Genomic DNA, 24,178 nt, shown 5'->3' on the forward strand with positions numbered 1-24,178 from the left:
TGGAATAAATTTGTCTGAAAATCCTTATACTTATTATGCCTATAATTTTTGAGCAGAACAGTTCCATACATCTAATTTGCATAAAATTTCACAAAAATTTTGCTGCCGCTGACTCAATGCTGCCATTTTTAAGATGCAAAAAACTTTATCCGCTTCCTTTATTCCACGCGGCGCGGCATCACTCACCAATGGTCAAATACGTATTTTCCCAATGGCCTTCATCAAAACCGCCTTCAAGCAGATGAACATAACGGCCATGCACATAATCAATGGCAATGCAGTCATCCACATCCAGCACTCGGTCTGTATGCTGTTTTTGCCAAGCAGAAGCAAAATGCAATTTCCCTTGCAGTTTGGCCTCAGCTGCAGTTTTAGCGGCAACCAAAACATAGCGGTGCAGTTCGCCAAATTCTTGCGGTATGTAACCGCCTAAGTTAATCAGCCACAATTTTTCATTTTCTGGATGAGCCTGTGCATCACTAAACTGGATTTGATAGCGCTTGCCTTCAGATACCACGCCATGAATTTGCGCCCATGCATCAATATGCAAGCCTTTTTCCTCGCCAAACCAAGCCTTTCTGAGTTGCGGATAGACCTCTTCCAGCGTTTCTCCTACAGCAAGCACAACATCATGCACTTCAGTGTTTGCACGCGCATGGCGGCCGCCAAGCATGACGACAAATAGGCTGGGCATGTTCTACTCCTTTTTCAAATTAAAATGTACATGACAGAGTCTTACAGTTTGTACTTCTTATTTGTGGAGCTCGTCATGTTACTTTGGTTTCGCCCAAAGTAACCAAAGGCATTCCCGTTTACAAAACTCGGCACATACTGTCAGCCCGCCCACTATATCGCAGAAACAGTATCTTTCAACTAACAGTCTGCCTCAAACAATTGCAAACGGCCTCTCCCCCCATCAAACAACTTTATTAATTTGCAACTTTTTCAGTTCTAATTTTTAAAATCGAAACTCTGTACATAACAAAAAAATCGCGCGGAAATGCTTCTGCGCGATTTTATTTTTTTCTGAGCTAGTAACCTATCCCTTGCGAACTCAGAATATATTCTGAGATTCTCATCTCCTATAAGGAGAAGGCTTCCCCCTCTTTCATAAAGAGGGGTTGGGGGAGATTCCTTACATCTCAACCATTTCCACGCCATCAATGCGGGCAACGGTCATCAAGTCTTTATCGCCGCGGCCAGAAACCGTCGCAATAATGATTTGGTCTTTGTCCATGGTTGGCGCAAGCTTAGTCACGTATGCCATGGCATGTGAGCTTTCCAGCGCAGGAATAATCCCTTCAATATGAGTCAAATCACGGAAGCCCTGAAGCGCTTCGTTGTCATTGATTGGCACATAGTTTACGCGGTGCATGTCTTTTAAGAAGCTATGCTCTGGGCCTACGCCTGGGTAGTCCAGACCGGCAGAAATTGAATGAGTTTCAATGATCTGGCCTTGCTCATCCGACATCAAATACGTACGGTTGCCATGTAATACACCGACATGACCTGCATTCAATGGCGCAGAGTGCTTGCCAGTTTCAATGCCATAGCCTGCAGCTTCAACACCGTACATTTGCACAGACTCATCATTCAAGAATGGATAGAACAAGCCCATCGCATTTGAGCCGCCGCCGACACATGCAACAAGAGCATCTGGAAGACGGCCTGCCTGTTCTTGAATTTGTTTGCGCGCTTCACGGCCAATAATCGATTGGAAATCACGAACAAGCTGCGGATATGGATGCGGACCTGCAACTGTACCAATCACATAATACGTGCTATCGACATTGGTGACCCAGTCACGCATGGCTTCGTTCATGGCATCTTTCAATGTTTTTGAACCGCTTTCTACCGGTACAACAGTTGCACCCAATAGACGCATACGATAGACGTTCATGGCTTGACGCTTCACGTCTTCTGCGCCCATGAATACCACACACTCAAGACCTAAACGCGCAGCAATCGTAGCCGTTGCCACACCGTGCTGGCCTGCGCCAGTTTCTGCAATAATGCGCTTTTTACCTGAAAGTTTTGCAAGTAAAGCCTGACCAATGGTGTTATTCACCTTATGTGAGCCGGTATGGTTCAAGTCTTCACGTTTTAAGTAAATTTGCGCACCGCCTAACTCTTTCGACCATCGCTCAGCATAATATAAAGGACTAGGACGACCGACGTAATACGCCAAGTCACGGTCGAATTCTGCCAAAAACTGTGCATCATCTTTCATGCGGAAATAGAGTTTTTCTAAGTCCTCAAGTGCTGCCATTAGAGTTTCTGACACAAAACGCCCGCCATGAATACCGAAATGCCCTTGTGCGTCAGGGAATTGGGTATAGTCAATCTTATTTTGCTGATCCACGATGGACTCCTTGCATAAAGCGTTCTATGAGTTGTTGGTCTTTCATACCTTTGCTTGATTCTACCCCGCCGCTGACATCGACTGCATAAGCGCCTGTGGTGCGAATCGCATCTTCAATATTTTCAGGTTTTAAGCCGCCTGCCAAAATTAAAGGAATATCCAGTTTGGGAAATTGAGCCCAATCAAAACTGTGCCCTGTACCGCCTTTTAGCTCGGGATGCCAAGCATCTAAAAGTACGGCGCTTGCGCCTGCTGCCTGATAATTCTGAATTTCTGCAATCACATCTAAGTCTGGTTTAACCTGAATGGCTTTGTACCAGCGGCGACCTGCCTGTGCAGCGATGCGCTGGCATTGTTCTGGCGTTTCATCACCATGAAACTGCAGAATATCAAGCGGAACGTCTTTTAAGATTTGCAAAATTTCATCGGCCGATGCATTTACAAATAAACCGACTGTCTGCACATAAGCAGGCACATGCTGAATCAATTGTTTGGCTTGCGCTGTGCTCACACTGCGGGGACTTGGCGGAAAAAATACAAATCCGATCGCATCTGCGCCTGCATTGACGGCAGACTGAATGTCCTGAATGCGTGTAATTCCGCAAATTTTAGCACGGGTTCGCATAGTGTTGTGGCTCTAACTCCGCCTCATTCATAGCCTATCTATGAATATGAAGGCGAATCATTGTAATGCAATTTTTTAGATTTGCGTGCATTTTCAGCATCATTCACGCGGAATTTAAAAAGCCCTGATCAATCAGGGCTTTTTAGTTTGAAGATTAGCTTTTAAGATTATTTCATTGCATAGCGCAAAGTGACCCAAGCCGTGCGGCCGTCTTGGTTGTAGCCTTCAGACGTTTGATATTGCTTATCAAACATATTCGCAAGTTTCGCCTGAACACTAAATTCAGGCGTTGCTTGGTAAGTGACACGCGTATCCGCTGTTGCAAAACTTGGCAATGAAGAGGTATTTAAACCATCAGTATCAACAAAACGTTTATCTTCTGCATGCACAGAACCGCCTACTGTCCATTTGTCCATTGTATAGTCAGCAGAGGCATTGAATAGCTGCTTAGCGCGATAATTAATCTGTTTACCTTTTGCCGCGTCTTCACTTCGGTTTTCTGGATCTTGGTATGTATAGTTCACATTCCATTTCCAGTTTTGCAAGGTTTGACCAAGGCTTAATTCAACACCTCGAATGCGTGCTTTATCAATTTGACTTGCATACCAACTGTAAGAACCGGGCGCATCAGGACGCCAAACGATCAGATCGTCAATTTCATTATAGAAACCATTCAGTTCCCAATCAAATGTCGTTAATTGCCCTTTTAAGCCAATTTCATAATTCTCCGACTGTTCCGGCTTTAAATTCAGTACACCGCCATAAGGGCTGTATAAATCATTAAAAGTTGGCGCTTTAAAAGCGGTGCCATAACTTATATATGTTAGGACTTGATCAAAATGATAACCAAGGGTTGCGTTTCCTGTTGTGTGTGTTCCGAATTGCTCGTTATCATCTACACGAAGTGCAGTTTGCAATTCAACTTGACTGAAATTACCAAGATACTGCGCAAAATAACCATGATTATCACGCGCATTGTTCACATAAGACTTAACGCCTGAACCTTTAATTTCATCATTCAGATAATCATACCCAAGCAGTAATGTATTATTTTCATTAAAGTTTAATGTATTCAACCATGATAAAGAGTCTCTAGCAGTATTATAAACAGACTGTGATTTTTTATCGCTTCGAGTATCTTCTTTATCTTCGGCACGGCCTATTTTCAGCTGAGTTTTCCAAAGATTATTTACGTCATAAACAGCGCCAAGACCGTATATATTCTGCTGAATTTTTTGTTCAGGATTAATCGAGTAGCTATTGTCATACTCAGTGGTGCCATCAACATGTAAAAGATTGGCATCAACAGCAAGCCGCTCTGTGAACTGATAGCCGGTATTGATCGAAACTGAATAATTTTTATATCCATCTCGATCTGGCTCAGTTCGCATATCTGTCGCATCAATTCCTTTGGTATGTGCGCCAGCTACGCTTAATGTTGTCCAGCTTTTATCTGTTTTGATATTGATGCCGGCATTTGCATCATAGGTTTCATGTGATCCATAAGTCAATGAAGCAAAAGGCTTCACCCCATTTTCACTATCTTTACGGGTAAAAATTTTAATGACACCGCCAATCGCTTCTGAGCCATATAAGCTTGAGCGGGGCCCGCGCACAACTTCGATACGTTCAATCTGATCAATCGGCAAAAATTGAAATGCTGTTTGGCCTGTAGTTGCCGAACCAATTTTTTGACCGTCCACTAATACGAGAACCGCATTGGCATTCGTGCCACGCAAACTAATGGAGGTTACTTTACCCGCACCCCCATTGTTCTTCATTGATACCCCTGGAAGAGTACTTAACAGTTCTTCTACAGAATGAAACTGCTTGCGTTCAATTTCTGCACGGTCAATCACCGTTACAGCCGCTAAAGTTTTTTGTGAGTCCTGCTCTACAAGGTTCGCTACCGTATTGGTAATGACTGGAAGCTGATAAGCATTTTCTGCCATGGCCGCAGAAAGTGGAGATAAAACAAAAACAGCCCCGAAAAAGGCCTTAGAAATAGAATGCATAGTGTATTCCCCGATCGCACCGCCCGTGCGAGTGTTAAAGTAAATAACGCAAGGCGGATCAGGGTAAGCAATCGGCTTGGCCGTATAGAAAAGGCGCAGACATGCAATCCCGCTATAATGCCCGCCGCATTATGTGTAGGTGTGCAGCAGGCCGGTCTCCGGACTTAAGGGCTAATTCTATATAGAAAACCCTATTCACCGTTGCGGGGGCAGTGTCAGCTCAAAAAACAACGGATTAAATTGCTTTTACTAACTTCCCAGTTTCACTTCTTTGACAGAAGCACCTGAAGCGCAGGCAGATTAGTTTCTGCTCCGCAGCAAGTCAAGTGAATATTCAATAAAGCCTGATGGATGCGATTGTCGCTCTGCATTGAGTTCACTATACTTAAGCCATTCACAACAGTTGGCATGGGAAGTTTCAACCACACTGCCCCCGCAACGGTGAGCAAGCCTTATCTTGCCAGTCCGATACCTGCATACTGTGTTCTGTCACTCAATCATTTACGTGGGGTAAATGCATGGAGCATTGCATGACTTTCTATTCTCAGCCCACAGCACTTGCAGCCGGTATTGCTGCTGTGCTGGCTTTTTCTGCCTATACGCAAGCCGCAAATATCCAATCCGCCACTTTAGAGACCATTGTAGTCACCGCAACACGTTCTGAAGAAAAGCTGGAAGATGTTCCGGCACGCATTTCAATTATTGATGAACCCCTGATTGAACAGTCGCCTATCGCATCATTTCCGCATTTATTGATGAGTGACGCCTCTATCAATATGGTGCAGCTGGGCGGCTATGGACAGCAAGCTTCATTTTTTTTACGCGGCACAGAGTCTGACCACACTTTAGTATTGCGTGACGGTGTCCGTTTAAATAATGATGCCAGCGGCTTAGCGCCAAACAACTTTATTGATACCACTGACATTAAGCAGATTGAGGTTTTAAAAGGCCCAGCTTCGGTACTGTATGGCAGCAATGCGATTGGCGGTGTGGTGCAGATTATCAGCAAAACCCCCGAAAAAAATGCCGCTTTTATCAGTGCTGAAATAGGTGAAAATCAAACTTATAAAAGCATTGTCGGGGCAGACCTGGCTGATCACGGCTTTTATGCGGAAGTCCGCGGGCAGCGCTTAGAAACTGACGGCACAGCAATTCATGAACATGAAAATGCTGCAGCTTCAAGCTTTGATCAAAAAGGCGTGTCTGCCAAATTCGGCTATGAAGCGGCGCGTTTTGGCACTTCATTGGATTACTCAGAAAACCAAGGCAATGCCCAATATGAGCAATACAGCTGGAGTTCGATGCAATATGAGCACAAATCGCAAGATTTTAAGAATCAAATTGCAACCTTGAAATCACGCTTCAGCCCGACAGACCAGCTCACCCTGAATGCCCGCATATCTTATTTTAAAGATGAGCTGGAACAGCTCAAAAGCTTTGAACGGACCGATTATGAATCCACTGAATATGAACTGACCGCAAAACAGCAAATGTCAGCGGCGCAAAATATCATTGCAGGGATCACCCATCGGCAGCTTGAAACATCAACGCTAAAAACCGCAGAGTCTTTTCATCAAGACTTAAACAGCACGGGTTATTACCTGCAGCATCAGTATCAAACCGATAAATTAAAAGCACAGGCGGGCATTCGTCTTGAGGATCATGAAAAATATGGTCAACACACGGTCGGACAACTTGCAGCGCGTTATTTTTTCACACCGCTGTTTAGCAGCTATGCCAATGTCGGAACGGCATTTAAAGCGCCAACCATGAATGACTTATATTATGGCGACTATGCAAACCCCGGCTTAAAACCTGAAGAAAGCCAGTCCTATGAAATGGGCATAGACCTGCAACTCACGCCGCAACTGAAAAGCGGCCTGTCTCTCTACAGAACAGAAATTGATAACCTTATCGATTCTGACCCCAACAATAACTGGAAGTTTGCCAATATTGAGGCAGCCACCATTCAGGGTGCAGAAATCTATGTGAACTGGGCCAATGACGCACTTTTTGCCAAAGCCGGTTATAGCTATAACCAAGCAAAAAATGATAGAACAGGTTTAGATTTGAGCCGCCGCCCGCGTCAAAAACTGGCAGTGTCGGCAGGCTGGGCCGATGAACATTACGGGCTGTCAACAACGCTCACTGCGAATAGCCATTCAGACAGCAGCAACTATGACGATGATGTGATTCCTGGACATGCGCAGATTGATTTCAACAGCTATTACCAGCCCAATGAACAGCTGCGCTTCTTTGCCAATATTCAGAACGTCGGCGACGTTCAATATAAAACCGCGTCCGCCGGCAATTATGACGGCAAGTTTTATCTGAATGGCGGCCGGCTGGCCTCCGTTGGCTTAACCGTTAAATACTAAATTCCCCCGTATCTTCACCTTTTATATTGCAATGGAAAATTAAAATGGGACACCGTTTAAGTAAAATTTACACCCGCACCGGCGACTCTGGTACAACAGGTTTGGGCGATGGTTCGCGTGTTGCCAAAGATGATTTGCGCATTAATGCACTCGGCGATGTCGATGAACTGAATTCATGCATTGGGATTTTACGTTCACACATTGCGCTGAGCGCGATTGAAGATAAAGCCGCTTGGGACAAGTCTTTAAGCTTGATTCAGCATTGGCTGTTTGATCTGGGCGGTGAAGTCTGCATTCCAAACTTTCATTTAGTACAGCCTGTTGCAATTGAGTTTTTGGAAAATGAGATTGACCGCATGAATGAAGCCCTGCCAATGCTGAAAGACTTCATTCTTCCTGCGGGCACATTGTCATGCAGTTATGCCCATCAAGCCCGTTCAGTCTGCCGGCGTGCAGAACGAAGCCTGATGTCTGTGCATAGCCGCGATCAAAACATTCAAGCGCCGTCATTGCAGCTGCTCAACCGGCTGTCTGACTGGCTATTTGTGGCGTCACGCACGTTGCAGCGCGCTGAAGGCGGTTCTGAAGTGCTGTGGCAAAAAAATATTAACGACACGATTTAAGTTTTTAAAACTTAACCGTTCAATCCCTAATAAAACTTGCGGATTGGATGATGTCTGATTGGCGTAAGGCGGCATGGATGCCGCCGCTAGGTAAAGGTTTCAGGGATGAACCTCTTACCCAACAAAAGATTTTTGTTACTTTTCATCGCTGAAAAGCAAGTGATCACCTGCACAAAGAAATTTAACTTTTCACCGAATATCAAGGCTATGAAAGTACAAAGAAATATCTTGCTTAAATCTTTTTGAATTCATAGTCCTGCCCTGAATAATGACGGATGGTACTTTCACCAATCCAATGTCAACGTGACAACTTTTGACTCTCATTTCTTTAGCGCTACAATCAGCAGCAGTGACATAACAGGAAAAATTATCATGCAAATCATCGGACACCGTGGCGCGCGCGGCGAAGCCCCAGAAAACACCTTAGGCGGTTTCCAATACATTCATGACCTCGGCATCCGTAGCGTTGAATTTGATGTCCGCCAGCTTAAAGACGGCGAACTTGTAGTCATGCATGATGATAATTTCCTGCGGACAACCGGAATCGACAAAAACCTCTATGACTGTGCCAGCACTGAACTGGAGCCGTATAACCAAGCGCACATCTGGATGGACTGGGACAGGCAAATCACCCCGACTCTGCGCCAAAGCCTGCACATTATGCAGGACTTCAAGCATTTGGAAGTTGAAGTCAAAGCCGTTGAAACTATGGCAGATGCAGAAAAATTAGTGCTGGCGCTGGAACAGCAGCTGAAAGGCTTTGAAAACACCGCAGTCATTACCAGTTTTGACCTGAAAATCCATCAAGCCTTGCAGCAGATTGACTCCAATTTCAAACGCGGCTTGCTGATTGAAGAGGATATTCAGGAAAAAGCCATCGAGCAGGCGCTGCAACTCGGCTGCGGTCAAATCGGCTGGATGAATCAGCTCGCATCGGATCAAATCATTCAAGCAACGCAGCAGGCCCAGTTAACTATTAGCGTATGGACAGTGAATGACCTAGAACGCGCCAAACAGCTGCGCGATTTAGGCATTGATGGGCTGATCACAGACTTTCCAAAACTGATGCTTCAGTATTTCAGCTGAATCCTTCTAAAAAGGCCGGCCATGGAAAAGTCCTGCTGACTGATCAGGCTTTTGCATGCTGGATGTCAACTATCTTTTTTTGCCTTGCAGCAGAACTTGACCGCTTTCATTGCGGAGCGTCAGCCGATTGCCGCTGACTTGAAAATTCACCGCCTGCCCTAATATATCCATCAATACCGCTTCTTGCGCCAACGCATGTTCACAGCTCATATGGCCTGCGCGCGCTTGAATATTCAAGGTCTGCATCGGCACATTCATTTCATAGCTCCCTGACAGCGCATTACATCCTGTATTACCCTGCACTTGCTTGAGCTGGGTATTAAAAAGCAGGTATGGCTGGCTGTAAAAAAACTGAGCTTTTTCACCTTGTATTTGCGTAAGTTCCCAATGCACGTCCTGTACTCCATCCATGCTGCGCATCAGCTGCAAGGGGTGTACTGCGGATTGAGGATCTCCTTTTGTGACTGATGCTGTTTTTTGCCCTGAATTTTGACAAGCGCTCAGCAAAACAGCGCACATAAACATGACCGCCAATCCACTTTTTTGAGTATATTTTTTCTTCTTTTCACTGCAGCATCGAACAACTGTTATGAACATGTTTTAACCTTCGATAAAATCAATAAATTGCCGGTTTTATTCTGTTACTGTTTAGTACAATACACCTGTACAATAACTACTGTGAACCGCTTTTAGCACATGCTATTATGCCGTGGCCTTAATCCATAAAAACAATATGGGTTATTTTCTATTTAAGCCTCCCAAAGCTTCTAGGAGTACTGCTGGAGATGACCGCTCCCCTACCCAAAGCCCCAGTCAACTGGATTGCTGTCTTCGCATTGATATTTTTGCCAATCGTCGCAGTTATTGCAATTCCATTGTATGCCTACCATCATGATTTCAGCTTAGCTGCCTGGATCAGCATGTTCGTATTGCTGGGCGTCAGCAGTTTGGGCATCACCGCAGGCTACCACCGCTTATGGGCGCACCGCGCATATGAAGCGACCTTGCCTTTGCAGATTATTTTAATGATTATGGGCACTTTCGCCGTTCAAAACAGCATTCTGTTCTGGGCTTCAGGCCACCGCACGCATCACCGCCATGTCGATGATGTTGAGCAGGACCCGTATTCAATTAACCGCGGCTTCTGGTTTGCACATATTGGCTGGATGCTCCGCGACTATCCATCTGGCGCGTCCAACTATAAAAATGCACCCGATTTATTAAACAATAAATTAGTGATGTTCCAAGACAAGTACTATGTGCCGCTGGTGATTGCCGTGCATGCAGGCATTTTATTGCCGATCGGCTGGGCTGTCGGCGATATGTGGGGCGTCTTGCTTTTGGGCGGTTTAATGCGCCTGATCCTGAGCCATCACGTGACGTTCTTCATCAACTCGCTATGCCACATGTGGGGTTCGCGTCCATATACTGACGAAAACACGGCGCGCGACAATTTTGTATTGGCCATTGCGACTTGGGGTGAGGGTTATCACAACTATCATCACATCTTCCAGTATGACTACCGCAATGGTGTGAAATGGTGGCAGTACGACCCAACCAAATGGCTGATTTGGAGCTGTTCTAAATTAGGCCTTGCGAAAAACTTGCGCCGCATTCCTAGCTTCAATATCAAAAAAGCTGAATTGGCGATGAAGTTTAAATACGCTGAACAGGATCTTGCGATTTACGGCCTGAATGTCTCTGAAGATGTGGCAAATGCAAAACTGCGCATCTCTCAGGAATATGATGCCTTCTCGCAAACATTGAATGATTGGGCAAAGCTGAAAGAGCAAGAAATTCAGGCGAAGAAAACTGCAGTTGCTGAAAAAATCCACCAAATGGATGACAAGCTGAAAGTTGAATTCCAGCTGGTTGAACAGCGCCTTTCACATCACCGTCAAACCCTGAATCTTTTAGTCAGCAACTTTAAAAAGAAAACTGCAAACTAAATTGAATTTGTTTAAAAAGCTCCCGATGGGGGCTTTTTTTTGTGTGAAATTCAAGGTACATATGATGATTAACATATGAAAAAGCGCACGGCTATGGAAATGCACAATATTCCTTTTGGAATAACCAACTGGGACACAGTAGAAACCGAACGCTATGAAGGTGACAACGGCTATGCGCTTTGGCGTACCCAGCGCTTTGGCACAATCCGGGTCAGAATTGTGGAATATTCCGCAGGCTATATGGCAGACCATTGGTGCAGCAAAGGCCACATCTTATTTTGCCTGGAAGGTGAACTGCTGACAGAACTGAAAGATGGCCGCCAGTTCACATTAACAGCGGGCATGAGCTATCAAGTGGCAGATAATGCGGAAGCGCACCGCTCCTATTCCAAAACCGGCGCGCGTTTATTTATTGTGGACTAAGCGCAGATTCACCATTTTGCAGCGCATCCTGGCTGAAGCTTTGCTATAGTTGAAAAATACACAGCTCTCTTGCCCTTTTGTTCTATGCACTTCAATTCACGCTATTCATCACTTCCGGCCAAACTGTATCACCATCAGCAGCCTTTACCTTTAAAAGGCGCTAAGGCGGGCCATTTCAACACAGCGCTAGCAGATCAGTTGCAGTGGTCTGAAGAAGATAAAAAGTCGTGGGTTGAAATCTGCAGCGGTCAAAAGACCTTTGCTGAATTTGAACCGCTGGCCATGGTGTATGCAGGCCATCAATTCGGGCAATGGGCCGGTCAGCTGGGCGATGGCCGCGGACTGCTGATTGCACAGATTTTAGATCAAAACAATCAAACCATTGACCTGCATCTTAAAGGCGCAGGCTCTACGCCTTATTCACGCATGGGCGATGGCCGCGCTGTTTTGCGCTCTGTGATCCGTGAATATTTGGCGGGCCATGCCTTAAACAGCTTAGGCATTCCATCCAGCAATGCCGTCGGCTTCACCAGTTCTGAACAAGGCGTGCAGCGTGAAAAATTAGAGCTGGGCGCGATGATGCTGCGCACTTCTGACTGCCATATCCGTCTCGGCCATTTTGAATGGATCAATCAATATCAGGGCGATTTGCTGCCTGAATTTACCCAAAAATGCATTGAATGGCATTACCCGGGCTGCCTGAAAGCCGAACAGCCGATACTGGCTTTTGCCGCGCAAGTCATTCAGCGTACTGCCGTGATGATTGCCAAGTGGCAGCTGGCAGGCTTTGCGCATGGCGTCATGAATACCGACAATCTGAACATTACCGGCTCGACTTTGGATTTCGGACCTTATGGCTTTATGGAGCGTTTCCGTCCGAACTGGATCAACAACCATTCAGACTACCAAGGGCGCTACACCTATCAGCAGCAGCCGAGCATTGGGCATTGGAACTTATGGCAATGGCTGAACAACCTGATTCCGCTCTGCCCTGCCGGTTATGACAAAGAGCAGTGGAAAGAAGATTTGGCGCAATGCCTAGAGCATTATGAGCCGACTTTCTTAGAACATTATAAAATGGGCTTGGCACATAAAATGGGCCTGCCGAGCTTTCACAAAGACAGCTTTGACTGCACCATGGCGTTCTTACGGATCTTGCAATCTGAACAGCTGGATTACACACAAAGCTTTATCCGCCTGCAAAATAAAGAATACGAAGCCATAAAAGATGACTGCCTAGACCGCCATCAATTTGAGTTATTCTTAACTCAGTACGAATCTATCCGCGATCACCAAGATACTGATGCGCTGGATGCCGAAATGACAAAAGCCAACCCGCAGTATATTTTGCGCAATCATATGGCGCAGAAAGCCATTGAATTGGCGGAACGTAATGATTTTTCTGAAGTCGAGCGTTTATTTACGCTGCTGAGTCAGCCATTTACCCAACAGCCTGAGCTAGAAACCGAAGCCGATTTAGGACCGCTGCCAAGCGATGTGCCTGAAGTGATGGTCAGCTGTTCTTCTTAATATTTATCCACAAATGCATCGCTAAATCAGGTCAGAATTGTGGATAATTTAGACATTATCCACAATCCATCCAATTCATAGCGCTTGGACGGATCAAATTAAAATAGTCAGTATGAACAGAAAGCGTCTCTTTATTTTAACCGGCATATTGCTCATTTGCTTATTTACAGCCTATGCCGTTTATCACAAATACAATAAATATCTGCCGACATCAGCCGGTGAAGTTTCGTTTCCTGCCCCGCTCACTGCGGTACAAATACAGTCTATTCGTCAAAACACCCCAATTGACAGCATTCATGTCTACAAAAGTCAGCGCTATCTGGTACTGCAGCATCAGAATAAAATCGTTCGCCGCTATTCTATCCGCCTCGGTTTTGCGCCTACAGGCCACAAAGTCCAAGAAGGTGACGGAAAAACGCCTGAAGGGCGCTATGTCATTGATTGGCGCAATCCTCAAAGCGCTTTTTATAAGTCACTTCACGTTTCATACCCCAATGCGAAAGATCAGCTAAAGGCGCAGCAGCTGGGGGTTTCCGCCGGCGGAGACATCATGATTCATGGTTCCGCCACGGCTAGACAACTCAAGGTTTTGCCCAACTTGATGGGTTATTTCCCGCAAAAAGATTGGACTTGGGGCTGTATTGCTGTGCGCAATATGGATATAGATGAAATTTGGCAATTGGTGAATAATGATACGGTGATTGAAATCCATCCATAATGACTTTAGCTCATGGCGTATTCATCTTTAAATGAAAAATAATTATGACCGAATTACATACATATGCAGCGGAAGTTGCCCTTGCCCTGCCCGAAACCGCATGCAGCCAGCCCTTTGGTGAAGGCTGTGATGTGTATAAAGTCATGGATAAAGTTTTTATGCTGAGTTTTCATTTAGAAGGCAAAGCGGCCATTAACTTAAAAGTGCGGCCAGACCATGGCGCAATGCTGAGAGATATTTATCCCTACATCCTCGCGGGCTGGCATATGAATAAACAGCATTGGATTTCAGTCTTTGAACATGAAGAGCTGGATGAATCTTTAGTGCAAGATTTGGTGCTGAATTCTTATGAATTGGTGGTGTCAAAGCTCAAAAAAGTTGAGCAGAAAAGAATTTCCCTGCTCCGCATGATATGAATGAATTTGATTTCCAAGTAGAAATTTTCTGCCTAATAATCAAATAGAAATATCCTATCTGGACATTTCTATTTTTACTGGGCTTTATTAAAAATAATAGTTCATTCTTAATAAATAATTTCGCGGAGTTCCAGGCATTGAATTCGAACGCCAGTATTCTTTGTCCGTTAAATTATTCACAGCAATTGTCGCGCCCCACTTATCATCCTTATAGCCAACCGCAGCGTCTAAGCGTGTCCAGCCTGGCATTTTTGTGGTGTTTTTATCCGACGTGAAATAAGAACCCACATAGGTTGCGCCTAATTCGCCATACCATTTTTCCACAGGTAAATAACGTACAAATAAGTTTCCTGTATTTTCAGATATTCCAGGTAGCTTTTTTCCTTTTAAACGCTCTTCTTCTTTGACCGTGGTGCGGCTATCACTTTTCCATGTGGCATCGGTATAACCATAGCCGCCCCGCACATATAGATTATCTAATACTTGGCCAATAAAACTGAACTCGACGCCTTGAGACTGCTGCTGTTGCCCAACTTCCCAATCATTCGGCCGTTCTACAGCATCCGGCTGGTAGCGGATATTATTTTTAGTAATGTCATATACAGAAAGCTGCGTATTTAAACGGCCATCCAGCCAATCACTCTTCACCCCAATTTCATATTGTTCATTAAATTGCGGCTCAGCGTCATACAGGCTTGGATCTATGCTCGCACTCACCCCGAGCAAGCCGCGGCCGCCGTAAGGGGAGAAGCTTTTACTATAAGAGGTGTAAAAGCTTTGGCTTTCAACCGGCTGCCAAACAAAACCAATATTTGGACTTAAACTGTCATCGCTATATGAGCTTTTACTCTGATTGCGCACATCATTGGTCGAAAAATCATAACTGTCGTAGCGGACACCCAACATCATTTTATATTTTTCATTGAATGAAATTAAATCTTGCAGAAAAAAGCTTAAGGAGTTTGCATCAGTTTGACTGTGTGAAGTTTCTGCTGGGCGTGAACCGTTGAGCGTATTCCAGCCGTCCGCAGTATTGAATGGATTGACATAGCGATAATAGAGCCCTGCTTTGTCACCGCTTGAATAATTTCCAAGAATTGGCTCTCTTTTTTCATTTGACCAATCGCTGCCGAACATAACTTTATGTTCAAGAACGCCTGTTTTAAACAGCCCCGTAATATCAAAAGTATTCATGAGTGTTTTATTGGTTGTTTGCTGCCAAGCGTAACTTTGACGGATTTTGCCTTTCCAATCACATGTCTTGCCATCACTCAGCAGGCCTGCGGCTGAGCACCATGTTCCGCCGAAAAAGTTATCAAAATCTTGAAAAGATTCACGATGGCTTAATGCCCAATGAAATTTCCAATCCGGCGCAAACTCATATTTCACATTGGTTCGAACGGATTTTGTTTCATCAACAATATTATCATTGTTTCCGGCAAAGCCGGTTTTAATCGAAACACCAGCAGGCAAGTTCTCATAACTTGGCCCGCGATCAGGCGTTCTGTTTAAATTGTCGTAAGTAAATTCAGTGGTCCAAAGCAGTTTTTCATCATCACTGCGATATGTGACACTTGGCGATAACAATTCTTGCTTAAAGCCAATCCCGGAACGGAAACTATTGCTGTCCGATTTTTCGCCGACTAAACGCACAGCCCAGTTATCATTCAGCGCTTTATTGATATCAATGGTTCCGCCCACATTGTCATAAGAGCCAACATACGCCCCGACTGAACTTGGCGAATCAAAATTGGCAACCTTAGTGACCATATTAATCACCCCGCCGCCAGCACTGCGCCCATAAAGTACTGAAGCGGGCCCTTTTAAAATTTCGATCCGCTCAACATTTGCTGTACTGCGCCGATATTGACCGCTTTCGCGAACGCCATCCCGATAAATATCATTGGTATCGGCATTAAAGCCGCGGATAGAAATTCCATCATTTCGAGCATCATAACTGGTTGAAACACCAGGTGTTCCCTGCAGCATCACACTCAAATCGTTTGCGCCATACAATTTATATTTAGACACATCAAGCGTATCTACCGTTTGTGGAATATCTTTCTTATCTAAACCATTTCGCATGACATTTGCTTGTTTATAGTCCACATAGGTTTTTATAGGGTCTCCCTCCGCCATGCCTTCAATAACAATCGTGGGGAGAGTTGCTGATGCTTTAAGATTGACATTCTCTGTATCAGCCAATGTTACAGAAGAGACAAAAAGCAACCCTGAAGAAATCATCATCAAGGCTAAAGTATTTTTGGCGTAAGGCATAAGTCACAAATGATAAGGAGAATTATTATCAATTATATTAAGATTTACTACACAATTACAATAGACTGCTTCTGATTTGTTATTGGATCTGTATCTTAGTTTTGAAGTTTCTCCATGATTAAAATAATACATGCTATTGAAATAACAGGATATTTTACTTTATCAACAATAACCTGCGTATAATCACCAAAAAATCCTGCATGCTGAAACGGAATTTACACGAATATTGAAATAATATGCTTTATTTAATAACTATTTATAAAACATTTCATTAGCGCGATTGAGCACCCATTAATGTACAAAAATAGCTCATCCATGAGCCCATTTTTATTGCTGTTAAGCCTTCTTCGCCTGCATGATTTTAAACAAAACAAACAGCAGTAAAATCCACACCGGCAGCATCAGCACCGACAGCATAAAGCCCTGCGTCCACATAATGTAGAGAATCATCAGCATAAATGCCAAAACAAAGTAATTTGTAAACGGCGCAAATAATGCAGTAAACTTGGTCTGCATTCCCTGCTGTTTCATGGCTTTTCTGAATTTTAAATGAATCAAACTGATCAGCATCCAGTTCAGTACTGCCGCAGCAACTACAATATAAATCAGATAGCTCAATGCTTTTTCAGGCAAGAAATAATTCAGCAGCACACAGCCAAATATCAATAAGGCAGAAAATAAAACCGCAGCAATTGGTGTACCGTGCTGATTCACCTGCGTAAACACTTTTGGCGCATTGCCCTGCTCCGCCAAGCCCAGCAGCATCCGGCTATTGGCATACATCCCGCTGTTGCAGACTGACACGGACGCCGTCAAAATAATAAAGTTCAGCAAATGCGCCGCCCAGTCAATCCCCATCTGCTGAAAGATCATCACGAACGGGCTATGATCCAAACCGCCCAATTCCAGCTGATTCCACGGCACCAGTGACAGCAATACCGCTAAAGAACAGATATAAAACAGGAACACCCGAATGACCGTCTGATTCACCGCTTTAGGAATGTTCTTTTCAGGATCTTCTGTTTCAGCGGCGGCCATGCTGATCAGCTCAATGCCGCCAAAGGCAAACATCATAAAGACCAGCATATAGAACAGCCCTTCAAAACCATGCGGGAAAAATCCGCCATACGTCCATAAGTTGCTGATGGACGCCGTTGAACCTGCATCCGCTGTCATCAGTAAATAAACACCGAAAATAATCATGGCGACAATTGCCACCACCTTAATCATCGACAGCCAAAATTCAGATTCCGCATACAGTTTGACATTGGCTAAGTTAGCCAGCGTGATGACAGCAAAAAACACCAATACTGATACCCATGCAGGAATATGCGGCCACCAGTAATTGACGTATTTGCCAATAGCAGTCAGTTCGGTCATCACCACCAATATGTAAAGGATCCAGTAGTTCCAGCCGGTTAAAAAGCCTGAAAATTTGCCCCAATATTTAAAGGCGAAATAACTGAATGAACCTGTAACCGGTTCATGCACAATCATTTCACCCAATTGGCGCATAATCAGAAAAGCAATTAAACCGCCAATCATGTAGCCTAAAATAATCGATGGGCCAGCAGACTCAATAATGTGCGCTGAACCTAAGAACAGTCCTGTGCCAATGGCACCGCCCATGGCAATCAATTGGATATGGCGATTCTTCAAGCGGCGCTGAAGTTGGGGTGTTTCGCTGTTCAAAACAAACTCTAATCGTGGATAACACGTGAATTGTAAATACTAAGCGCCTTACAGCCTAGTCCGCTAATCTTAAGGAATGCCTGCTTTTCACTCAACTCTTAAAAATATTGTTTTAAATAAATAAGTTAAAAATATTCAAATAAACAATTTCCTCATCAATTAAATTTTTTTGAACGAATAAAGATGAATTATCTACTCTGCCGCATGAAAAGCATCGTGATAAGCAACCTCGCCTTGCGGAAAAGCCCCCGTAAAAGAAATCGCCTGAAAATACTCCTGCGGCACATCGGGTAGAATCAATCCCGAAACAGGTTTAAAGCCAAAGCGTGCATAATAATTCGGATCACCCAGCAGCACGCAGCCTTTTGCGCCTAAAGCTTTCAAGCGCTGCAAAGCTGCATGCATCAGCATTGAACCGATGCCTAAACCCTGCTTATCGGGTAACACTGAAATTGGCCCTAAACCATACCAGCCAGTTTGCCCCGAGGAAATACGAACTGGTGAAACGGCAACATGCCCGACAATTGCATGCTCTTCTTCCGCAACCAAAGAGATGCTTAATTGTTGATGCTTTCTTAATTGATTCACAATAAAGTGTTCAGTATGGCTGGTGTGCTCTGCATGCAAAAAAGCCGACTTTGTGAGCGCTTCAATGGCTGCAATATCATCCAATGTTTCATCTCTGATGGTTATATTCATTGTATTTTCCTGTACAAATTTTTCACTCATAACTTTTTTCTTCTAACAAAAAAGCGGATCAGTTTTCCCCCAATCCGCTTTTCTTCAACACCCTAAATAAAATCAATCTTCAGGATATTCAAAACGGTAGCCGACGCCATACACTGCTTGAATCCACTCATGGCGGTTGCCGGTTTCAGCGGCATCAGAGATTTTACGGCGCAGGTTTTTAATGTGGCTGTCAATCACCCGGTCCGCCACTTCAAAGCTGTCCGGGTTAATATGATCCAGCAATTGCGCACGTGAATACACCTGCCCGACATGCTCTAAAAACAGCTCCAGCAGACGGAATTCCGTAGGCGTTAAATTTAATGACTTTTGCTGATACCAAATGCGCTGCTGGCCTTTATCCATGCGGAATAAATCATTGCTTTCGGGTTCAGCCTTACGCTCTAAACGGCGCAGCACCGCCTGCACGCGGGCAACCAGCTCTTTCGGACTGAACGGCTTGCAGACATAGTCATCCGCACCCATATTCAAGCCCAGCACACGGTCAATTTCTTCGGTGCGCGCCGTGACCATAATAATCGGCAAATCAGACTGCTCGCGCACTTTACGGCACATGGTCAGTCCGTCCATGCGCGGCACCATCAAATCTAGAATCATCAAGCTCGGCTTACGCTGCGTAAAGCTGTCATATGCATCCTGACCATCATGAAACATGCTGACTTCAAAACCAGCAGCTTCTAAATAATCACGCACCAGTTGTGCAAGTTCTACTTCGTCTTCAACCAGCATGATGTGTTTCATGTAGATATCCTTAATGTTTCATCTGTTTCGGAAAAGTCAGCTTGCAGCGCAAACCGCCCAAGGGTGAATGCTCAAAACTCAATTCACCGCCCATGGCTTTCGCCATTTTGACAGACAGCGCCAAGCCCAAGCCTGTACCGCCCGTTGCACGGGTGCGGGAATCATCAACACGGTAAAAACGCTCGCCTAAGCATGACAGCTGTTCATCCGTCAAACCGAATGGGCTGTCATCCACATATACCGTCCACTGCGCAGCATCCTGCCCAGTATGCACATGTACTGCGCCGCCTGTTTCAGTATAGCGGATGCTGTTGCCCAGCAAGTTCACCATAATTTGCTTAAAGCGGTCTATATCCAATTGCAATACGGTACCTTGACCTTCTGCCGTCACGCTTAAGCCGGCCTGCTCAAACTTCGGCTTAAAGTTCTCAATTTCCTGCAGTACGGCATCCCAAGGGTTCATCTCCGCGAAATAGCACTGCAGCTGCTGCGCTTCCGCCTGCGCCAAATCTGCCAAATCCTGGGTCAATTTTTTCAAACTGTTGACCTGCCTCAGCATGGAGGCAAAATGTTCTGGCGTCGGCTTGCGGATGCCGTCCTGCATTGCTTCAATTTGCGCCTGTAGAACAGCGAGCGGCGTTTTCAGTTCATGCGATGTATCCGCCACCCATTGGCGGCGTGATGTTTCATGCTGATCTAGAATAACCGCCAGCTGATTCAGCTCATTGGATAAATCACCCAGCTCGTCATTGCGGTTGACCTTCACCTGATGCTGATAATTGCCTTTGGTTAACTCACGCGTACCATTCAACAAGCGCTGAATCGGCTTTTTAAAATAAGTAGCCAGCAGCAGTGAAGCAATTAGGCTGGCAAAAAAGGATAAGCCATAAACCAGCAGCAGATAGCGCTTCTGTTTGCTGAAAAAATTAATGCTGATCGCGTCATCCTGATTCAGTACAGGCTTCAAGCCAAGATAGCCGACCACTTGATTATTCACCAGAATTGGCCGATAAGAAATCTGTTCCTGTGTCGGCTCACCAACCACAAATTGACGTTTGGCGTCATACAAAGATAAGCGCGAACTTAGGCCCAAACGGTCTGGCATCTGAATAAACTGTTTTTTGCCGCTGCTGTTTTGCGGCAACGCAATATTGCCGCCCTTTTTCGCCTCTTTCGGATCTGCCGGCCGGAAAACATTTTGATTTGCGCTCAGCGGAAATTTCAAGCCCTCAAAAGGCTGAAATGCCGTAGGCAAATTACGTTCAATAAACAGCTGCTCTTCTGCGTCCGCAGCACTTCTGGCCGGATCTACCGCGTTGTTCAGAACAGTGCCTGCGGCCATTGAGTGCTCTTTAAAATAGCGCTGCTGCAGTGCGATATCGTACTGGCGGCGCAGCCACCAGTGTGACAGCTTGTCATAGTCATCAGGGCCGGCCTCACCTTCAATCTGCAGAATTTGCGCCTGAATGGCATTGCCCCAGTCATGATAAACCACATAGACATCGGCCAAATTGCCAATCAGCCCATCCAGCTTCTGCATTTCCACATCCGCCACATATTTAGTGAAATTGCGCTGCATGTTCCAGTGAAGCACGCCTAAGCTGACCGTAGTGATGAGCAAAGTCGTCAGCAGTACAGTCAGAAATAAGCGCAAGGCGATGGGCACACGGCGGATGTTCAAAAGAGCTACTCTATTTTTTCTATCTTGATTATTGTAGCGAACACGGCTTCAAAAAACCCTCCATTGTTTCTTCATCTTTATTATTTAATCTTATCTGCAGCGAATAATACTCATCCCGCGTTGGAGACCATCTAATGAATCACATGACAAAAATAGCTTTAGCCGCTGCCGGCATTTTATCTATGGGCGCCCTGACTGCATGCCAATCAGCCAATACTGCAAAAGACACTGACCATCCGCAAAGAGTGCATGGGCAAAAGCATGACCGCAATATGACGCCTGAACAGCGCGAACAGATGCAAGAAATGCGCGCTGAACGCCATGAAGTGATGTCTCAAATGAAGCGAGCCTGTGATGGCAAAGCTGCAGGCGCTACGGCACAAGTCAAAGCAGGCGGCCAAACCATTAACGGCACGTGCGCCATGGCATTCAGCATGGATAAGCCCGAACGCGGTGAATATAGCGGCAGACGCGGCGAGCACCGTCCAATGGGTGCTGATCAGCCTGAACGCGGTGAATTCCGCGGCATGCACATGCAGCGCGGCGAACCGCTGACTGATGCTAAGCGTGCAGAGCTAATCCAGCAATTCGATCAGCGCCTTGCAGAGCGCCAGGCAAAACAGCAGGCAATTGCTAAAGCCTGCCTAGGCAAAGCCGATGGCGCAGCGGTGCAAATCAAAGCAGGTGGCCAAACCATCGACGGCAAATGTGAAGTCCGCTTCCAGCCAAAAATGCCTGCTCAGCCGGCTGCCCCTGCTCCAGTAAAAGCATCATAATTGCTGCTGGCAAAAATTAAAGGCGCTTTATGCGCCTTTCTTATTGGACATAACTTTTTACGTTTTTTGACTATTTGTGTCATTTCAATTCACCCAAAACCGTTTACACTCAAGACACTTAGCATTTTCAAGACATAAATCTTTGACTTTACAGTCACCAAGAAAACCCTTAGAAAAGCTTGTACCTTATTAGAAGATGTTGCACGATTAAGCCATTCCAATCCGTGTCAATGAAGACACGTTTTTTATGTTTCTTAGGATTATAAACTGGTTAAACCAGTATTGAGGAAACCGATATGCCACAATACAAAGCGCCCTTACGTGATATGCAATTCGTACTGCATGAGCTATTGAATGCAGAAGAGCACTATTCTAAATTGCCTGCATTTCAGGAAACCGTAAGCCGTGAATTGGTTGACCAATATTTAGAAGCTGCTGCTGACTTCTGTGAAAACGAATTGTCCCCAATCAACCAAAGCGGCGACCGCGAAGGCTGTACTTGGAATGATGGCGTGGTCACGACGCCGACAGGCTTTAAAGAAGCGTATCAAAAATATATCGAACTCGGTTTCCCGTCTCTTTCCGCTGAAGAACAGTACGGTGGTCAAGCTTTGCCTGTTTCGCTGGGCAACGTGATTTCAGAAATGGTCGGTACTGCAAACTGGTCTTGGGGCATGTATCCTGGCCTGTCACACGGCGCAGTCCGTACTTTAGAACATCATGGTTCTCAAGAGCAAAAAGACGCCTACCTGCCGAATCTGGTTTCAGGTGTTTGGACAGGCACAATGTGCTTAACCGAATCTCACGCAGGTTCTGACCTTGGCATTATCCGTTCAAAAGCTGAACCGCAAGCGGACGGCAGCTATGCCATTACTGGTGAGAAAATCTTTATCTCTGCCGGTGAACATGACATGGCGGAGAACATTGTTCACATTGTACTTGCCCGTCTTCCTGGCGCGCCTAAAGGCACCAAGGGGATTTCACTGTTCATCGTACCGAAATTCAATTTAAATGCTGACGGCACCATCGGCGAGCGCAATGCTGTGCGCTGCGGTTCAATTGAACACAAAATGGGTATTCACGGCAACGCAACGTGCGTCATTAACTTTGACAATGCAAAAGGCTTCTTGATCGGACCTGAAAACCGTGGCCTAAACTGCATGTTCACGTTCATGAACACTGCGCGTATCGGCACAGCTGTTCAAGGCTTATCAGCTTCTGAAGGCGCCTTCCAAGGTGCGCTTGCATATGCAAAAGACCGTTTAGCGATGCGTTCGCTTTCCGGCCCGAAAGCGCCTGAAAAAGATGCAGATCCGATTATTGTCCACCCTGCTGTGCGCAACATGCTGTTGACGCAAAAATCATTTGCGGAAGGCGCGCGTGCATTAGTTTACCTGCTGTCTTTCCATGCAGATATCGTAGAACAAGGCGCAACAGAAGAAGAACGCAAAGCATCGGACAACATTTTGTCATTGCTGACCCCGATTGCTAAAGCATTCTTGACTGAAACAGGTTCTGAATCTGCGAAGCACGGCGTTCAAGTATTTGGCGGCCACGGCTTTATTTCAGAGCACGGCATGGAGCAGATCGTACGTGATACACGAATCTCTTGCTTGTACGAAGGCACCACTGAAATTCAAGCGCTTGACTTGTTAGGCCGTAAAGTTTTGGGCACTCAAGGCGCAATGCTGAAGGACTTCACTAAGATTATTCACAAATTCTGCGATGCAAACAAAGACAACGCTGCCATGAAAGAATTTGTTGAACCGCTGGCTGCTCTGAATAAAGAGTGGGGTGAGTTAACCATGCAAATTGGCATGAAAGCAATGCAAAATCCGGAAGAAGTCGGCGCTGCTGCAGTCGATTACCTCTACTTCTCCGGTTATGTCACTCTTGCGTACCTTTGGGCGCGCATGGCGCTTGTAGCGCAGGAAACACTGGCGGCAGGCACCACTGACGTTAATTTCTACAACGCAAAAACCACGACTGCACGCTTCTACTTCAAGAAAATCCTGCCTCGCGTTCGCTCACATGTTGACGTGATTGCAGGCGGTGTAGAGCCGCTGATGTCTTTAGATGCGGAACATTTCGCATTCTAAGCTGAATATCTGAACAATATTCAAAAAACTGTACTCAACA

General features: G+C 45.4%; 20 protein-coding genes and 1 riboswitch. Of the genes, 10 read left to right on the top strand and 10 right to left on the bottom strand.

The window, feature by feature from the left end:
* Positions 1-178 precede the first annotated feature (178 nt).
* The 4 genes from OKC24_RS09425 to OKC24_RS09440 all read right to left on the bottom strand — a co-directional run bounded on the left by OKC24_RS09425 (position 179) and on the right by OKC24_RS09440 (position 5,002).
* Positions 179-694, bottom strand: coding sequence for a DUF1543 domain-containing protein (locus OKC24_RS09425; protein WP_265464997.1), 516 nt, complete (start codon positions 692-694; stop codon positions 179-181).
* Between the two features lie 441 nt (positions 695-1,135).
* The gene (gene trpB, locus OKC24_RS09430; protein WP_130146332.1) at positions 1,136-2,362 is read right to left on the bottom strand and encodes a tryptophan synthase subunit beta; all 1,227 of its coding nucleotides are present in this window, start codon (positions 2,360-2,362) and stop codon (positions 1,136-1,138) included.
* Positions 2,346-2,987, bottom strand: a complete 642-nt coding sequence (locus OKC24_RS09435) for a phosphoribosylanthranilate isomerase (RefSeq protein WP_131276744.1) — start codon at positions 2,985-2,987, stop codon at positions 2,346-2,348. The genes trpB and OKC24_RS09435 overlap by 17 nt, the downstream gene beginning before the upstream one ends.
* 167 nt (positions 2,988-3,154) lie before the next feature.
* A complete protein-coding gene (locus OKC24_RS09440) occupies positions 3,155-5,002 on the bottom strand; it encodes a TonB-dependent receptor domain-containing protein (protein WP_265464998.1) in 1,848 nt (615 codons plus the stop codon).
* A gap of 132 nt (positions 5,003-5,134) precedes the next feature.
* Positions 5,135-5,305: riboswitch (cobalamin riboswitch) on the bottom strand.
* A gap of 227 nt (positions 5,306-5,532) precedes the next feature.
* On the opposite strand from OKC24_RS09440, the gene OKC24_RS09445 reads away from it, so the two are divergent.
* The 3 genes from OKC24_RS09445 to OKC24_RS09455 all read left to right on the top strand — a co-directional run bounded on the left by OKC24_RS09445 (position 5,533) and on the right by OKC24_RS09455 (position 9,089).
* The gene (locus OKC24_RS09445) at positions 5,533-7,380 is read left to right on the top strand and encodes a TonB-dependent receptor plug domain-containing protein (protein WP_131276752.1); all 1,848 of its coding nucleotides are present in this window, start codon (positions 5,533-5,535) and stop codon (positions 7,378-7,380) included.
* Between the two features lie 44 nt (positions 7,381-7,424).
* Positions 7,425-8,003, top strand: a complete 579-nt coding sequence (locus OKC24_RS09450) for a cob(I)yrinic acid a,c-diamide adenosyltransferase (RefSeq protein WP_131276755.1) — start codon at positions 7,425-7,427, stop codon at positions 8,001-8,003.
* A gap of 372 nt (positions 8,004-8,375) precedes the next feature.
* Positions 8,376-9,089, top strand: a complete 714-nt coding sequence (locus OKC24_RS09455) for a glycerophosphodiester phosphodiesterase (RefSeq protein ID WP_131276758.1) — start codon at positions 8,376-8,378, stop codon at positions 9,087-9,089.
* Positions 9,090-9,158: 69 nt separating this feature from the next.
* Here the strand turns inward: OKC24_RS09455 and OKC24_RS09460 are convergent, their stop codons facing one another.
* The gene (locus OKC24_RS09460; RefSeq protein ID WP_252151915.1) at positions 9,159-9,686 is read right to left on the bottom strand and encodes an META domain-containing protein; all 528 of its coding nucleotides are present in this window, start codon (positions 9,684-9,686) and stop codon (positions 9,159-9,161) included.
* A gap of 188 nt (positions 9,687-9,874) precedes the next feature.
* On the opposite strand from OKC24_RS09460, the gene OKC24_RS09465 reads away from it, so the two are divergent.
* The 5 genes from OKC24_RS09465 (at position 9,875) to OKC24_RS09485 (ending at position 14,125) form a co-directional block, all read left to right on the top strand.
* Entirely contained in the window at positions 9,875-11,038 is a 1,164-nt protein-coding gene (locus tag OKC24_RS09465) for an acyl-CoA desaturase (RefSeq protein ID WP_005012733.1), read from the top strand.
* A gap of 93 nt (positions 11,039-11,131) precedes the next feature.
* On the top strand, positions 11,132-11,461 hold the full coding sequence (locus OKC24_RS09470) for a DHCW motif cupin fold protein (protein ID WP_131276895.1): 330 nt from the start codon (positions 11,132-11,134) through the stop codon (positions 11,459-11,461).
* 84 nt (positions 11,462-11,545) lie between these two features.
* Positions 11,546-12,991, top strand: a complete 1,446-nt coding sequence (locus OKC24_RS09475) for a protein adenylyltransferase SelO (RefSeq protein WP_131276761.1) — start codon at positions 11,546-11,548, stop codon at positions 12,989-12,991.
* A gap of 112 nt (positions 12,992-13,103) precedes the next feature.
* Positions 13,104-13,709, top strand: coding sequence for a L,D-transpeptidase family protein (locus OKC24_RS09480; protein WP_131276764.1), 606 nt, complete (start codon positions 13,104-13,106; stop codon positions 13,707-13,709).
* A 44-nt stretch (positions 13,710-13,753) separates the two neighbouring features.
* A complete protein-coding gene (locus OKC24_RS09485; protein WP_131276767.1) occupies positions 13,754-14,125 on the top strand; it encodes an MmcQ/YjbR family DNA-binding protein in 372 nt (123 codons plus the stop codon).
* An 87-nt stretch (positions 14,126-14,212) separates the two neighbouring features.
* Here OKC24_RS09485 and OKC24_RS09490 read toward each other — a convergent pair whose 3' ends face one another.
* The 5 genes from OKC24_RS09490 to baeS all read right to left on the bottom strand — a co-directional run bounded on the left by OKC24_RS09490 (position 14,213) and on the right by baeS (position 21,263).
* Positions 14,213-16,402, bottom strand: coding sequence for a TonB-dependent receptor (locus OKC24_RS09490; protein WP_131276770.1), 2,190 nt, complete (start codon positions 16,400-16,402; stop codon positions 14,213-14,215).
* A 336-nt stretch (positions 16,403-16,738) separates the two neighbouring features.
* The gene (locus tag OKC24_RS09495; RefSeq protein WP_265465002.1) at positions 16,739-18,094 is read right to left on the bottom strand and encodes an amino acid permease; all 1,356 of its coding nucleotides are present in this window, start codon (positions 18,092-18,094) and stop codon (positions 16,739-16,741) included.
* 192 nt (positions 18,095-18,286) lie between these two features.
* Entirely contained in the window at positions 18,287-18,793 is a 507-nt protein-coding gene (locus OKC24_RS09500) for a GNAT family N-acetyltransferase (protein ID WP_131276775.1), read from the bottom strand.
* Positions 18,794-18,895: 102 nt separating this feature from the next.
* Positions 18,896-19,582 carry a response regulator gene (locus OKC24_RS09505; RefSeq protein WP_005012719.1) on the bottom strand — a complete coding sequence of 229 codons (687 nt, stop codon included), beginning with the start codon at positions 19,580-19,582 and terminating at the stop codon, positions 18,896-18,898.
* A 10-nt stretch (positions 19,583-19,592) separates the two neighbouring features.
* Positions 19,593-21,263, bottom strand: a complete 1,671-nt coding sequence (gene baeS / locus OKC24_RS09510) for a sensor histidine kinase efflux regulator BaeS (protein WP_131276777.1) — start codon at positions 21,261-21,263, stop codon at positions 19,593-19,595.
* Positions 21,264-21,397: 134 nt separating this feature from the next.
* Here baeS and OKC24_RS09515 point away from each other — a divergent pair, with 134 nt between their 5' ends.
* Both OKC24_RS09515 and OKC24_RS09520 read left to right on the top strand, forming a co-directional pair.
* Positions 21,398-22,039 (top strand): hypothetical protein, encoded by a 642-nt coding sequence (locus tag OKC24_RS09515; protein WP_130146304.1) that lies wholly within the window; start codon positions 21,398-21,400, stop codon positions 22,037-22,039.
* A 296-nt stretch (positions 22,040-22,335) separates the two neighbouring features.
* Positions 22,336-24,138, top strand: coding sequence for an acyl-CoA dehydrogenase C-terminal domain-containing protein (locus OKC24_RS09520; RefSeq protein WP_005012714.1), 1,803 nt, complete (start codon positions 22,336-22,338; stop codon positions 24,136-24,138).
* Positions 24,139-24,178: the final 40 nt, after the last annotated feature.

The organism is Acinetobacter entericus (genome assembly GCF_026168575.1).
Taxonomy (GTDB): domain Bacteria; phylum Pseudomonadota; class Gammaproteobacteria; order Pseudomonadales; family Moraxellaceae; genus Acinetobacter; species Acinetobacter bouvetii.

What these genes read in the sequence shown, in the direction of transcription:
- OKC24_RS09465 (WP_005012733.1), top strand. Translation starts at nt 9,875, where the DNA reads ATGACCGCTCCCCTACCCAAAGCCCCAGTCAACTGGATTGCTGTCTTC.
- OKC24_RS09490 (WP_131276770.1), bottom strand. Translation starts at nt 16,402, where the DNA reads ATGCCTTACGCCAAAAATACTTTAGCCTTGATGATGATTTCTTCAGGG.
- OKC24_RS09435 (WP_131276744.1), bottom strand. Translation starts at nt 2,987, where the DNA reads ATGCGAACCCGTGCTAAAATTTGCGGAATTACACGCATTCAGGACATT.
- OKC24_RS09460 (WP_252151915.1), bottom strand. Translation starts at nt 9,686, where the DNA reads ATGTTCATAACAGTTGTTCGATGCTGCAGTGAAAAGAAGAAAAAATAT.
- OKC24_RS09455 (WP_131276758.1), top strand. Translation starts at nt 8,376, where the DNA reads ATGCAAATCATCGGACACCGTGGCGCGCGCGGCGAAGCCCCAGAAAAC.
- OKC24_RS09505 (WP_005012719.1), bottom strand. Translation starts at nt 19,582, where the DNA reads ATGAAACACATCATGCTGGTTGAAGACGAAGTAGAACTTGCACAACTG.
- OKC24_RS09440 (WP_265464998.1), bottom strand. Translation starts at nt 5,002, where the DNA reads ATGCATTCTATTTCTAAGGCCTTTTTCGGGGCTGTTTTTGTTTTATCT.
- OKC24_RS09480 (WP_131276764.1), top strand. Translation starts at nt 13,104, where the DNA reads ATGAACAGAAAGCGTCTCTTTATTTTAACCGGCATATTGCTCATTTGC.
- OKC24_RS09475 (WP_131276761.1), top strand. Translation starts at nt 11,546, where the DNA reads ATGCACTTCAATTCACGCTATTCATCACTTCCGGCCAAACTGTATCAC.
- OKC24_RS09485 (WP_131276767.1), top strand. Translation starts at nt 13,754, where the DNA reads ATGACCGAATTACATACATATGCAGCGGAAGTTGCCCTTGCCCTGCCC.
- OKC24_RS09425 (WP_265464997.1), bottom strand. Translation starts at nt 694, where the DNA reads ATGCCCAGCCTATTTGTCGTCATGCTTGGCGGCCGCCATGCGCGTGCA.
- OKC24_RS09470 (WP_131276895.1), top strand. Translation starts at nt 11,132, where the DNA reads ATGGAAATGCACAATATTCCTTTTGGAATAACCAACTGGGACACAGTA.
- OKC24_RS09515 (WP_130146304.1), top strand. Translation starts at nt 21,398, where the DNA reads ATGAATCACATGACAAAAATAGCTTTAGCCGCTGCCGGCATTTTATCT.
- OKC24_RS09500 (WP_131276775.1), bottom strand. Translation starts at nt 18,793, where the DNA reads ATGAATATAACCATCAGAGATGAAACATTGGATGATATTGCAGCCATT.
- OKC24_RS09450 (WP_131276755.1), top strand. Translation starts at nt 7,425, where the DNA reads ATGGGACACCGTTTAAGTAAAATTTACACCCGCACCGGCGACTCTGGT.
- OKC24_RS09445 (WP_131276752.1), top strand. Translation starts at nt 5,533, where the DNA reads ATGACTTTCTATTCTCAGCCCACAGCACTTGCAGCCGGTATTGCTGCT.
- OKC24_RS09520 (WP_005012714.1), top strand. Translation starts at nt 22,336, where the DNA reads ATGCCACAATACAAAGCGCCCTTACGTGATATGCAATTCGTACTGCAT.